The organism is Kitasatospora sp. NPDC007106 (assembly GCF_040634455.1).
Classification (GTDB): domain Bacteria; phylum Actinomycetota; class Actinomycetes; order Streptomycetales; family Streptomycetaceae; genus Kitasatospora; species Kitasatospora arboriphila.
On record NZ_JBEYFP010001230.1, the window covers coordinates 1 to 1,393 of the forward strand.

At 74.7% G+C, this 1,393-nt stretch carries 1 protein-coding gene; it reads right to left on the reverse strand.

From position 1 onward, the window contains the following. Positions 1-63: 63 nt before the first annotated feature. The gene (locus ABZ641_RS37375; protein WP_344628181.1) at positions 64-1,254 is read right to left on the reverse strand and encodes an NADP-dependent malic enzyme; all 1,191 of its coding nucleotides are present in this window, start codon (positions 1,252-1,254) and stop codon (positions 64-66) included. Between the last annotated feature and the right edge of the window lie 139 nt (positions 1,255-1,393).

Here is a 1,393-nt window from a genome sequence, read left to right on the forward strand (position 1 = left end):
CCGGACCGCCGACGGGCGGTCCGGCCCCGGGCCGTTCGGTGCCCGGCCCCGCCGGTGGGGCGGTCAGCGGCGGGCCACTCCGGCGGAGCGGGCTTCGGCGGCCACGGCCGAGGCCACGGCGGGGGCCACCCGGGGGTCGAAGGGGCTGGGGACGATCCGGTCCGCGGACAGCTCGTCGGCCACCACCTCGGCGATGGCCGCGGCCGCCGCGAGCTTCATGCCCTCGGTGACGGTGCGCGCCCGGACGTCCAGGGCGCCGCGGAAGATCCCGGGGAAGGCGAGCACGTTGTTGATCTGGTTGGGGTGGTCGCTGCGGCCGGTGGCCACCACGGCGGCGTACCGGCGGGCGACGGACGGCTCGATCTCCGGCGTCGGGTTGGAGAGCGCGAAGACGACCGCGTCCGGGGCCATCGCGGCCACCGCCGACTCGGCGACCGTCGCCCCGGAGAGCCCGATGAACACGTCGGCGCCGCGCAGCGCCCCCTCGATCGAACCCCGGTGGCCGGCCCGGTTGCTGTCGGCGGCGAGTGCGGCCTTCACCGGGTTGAGGTCGGTCCGGCCGGGGTGCAGCAGGCCCTTGCTGTCGCCGACCGCGATGTCCCCGATCCCGGCGGCGAGCAGGATCCGGCTGACGGCGACGCCGGAGGCGCCCGCACCCGCGACCACGGCGCGCATCTCCGACAGCGGCCGTCCGGTCACCCGGGCGGCGTTGCGCAGGGCGGCGAGGGCGACCACGGCGGTGCCGTGCTGGTCGTCGTGGAAGACCGGGATGTCGAGTTCGGCGCGCAGGCGCTCCTCGATCTCGAAGCAGCGCGGGGCGCTGATGTCCTCCAGGTTGATGCCGCCGAAGCTCGGCGCGAGGTGCCGCACGGTGGCGATCAGCGCCTCGGTGTCGGTGGTGCCGAGGCAGATCGGCACCGCGTCCACGCCGGCGAACTCCTTGAACAGCAGGGCCTTGCCCTCCATCACCGGCAGGGCCGCGGCCGGGCCGATGTCGCCGAGGCCGAGCACGGCGGTGCCGTCGCTGACCACCGCGACGGTGTTCGCCGCCCAGGTGAACTCGTGGGCCAGCTCCGGGTGTTCGGCGATGGCGGTGCAGACCCGGGCGACCCCGGGGGTGTAGGCGAGCGACAGGTCGTCGGCGCCGCGCAGCGGCACGGTCGAGCGGGTCTCCAGCTTGCCGCCGCGGTGCAGGTCGAAGACCGGCTCCAGGAACGGCACGATCGGGTCCACGGGCGGGGCGAGGTCGGTCATCAGGGTCCTCCGGGAGGGTGTGGACGGGGCGGTTCCCCGTCGCGGGTCGGGTCCTCGGTGACGTCACCCACGGTGAAGATCCCGAACTGCATGGCGCTCACTCTCCAGATCGTTCAGCTTTCAACTACATGCGGCTGAA

Coding starts and splice junctions, on each gene's coding strand:
- ABZ641_RS37375 (WP_344628181.1), bottom strand. CDS start 1,254: ATGACCGACCTCGCCCCGCCCGTGGACCCGATCGTGCCGTTCCTGGAG.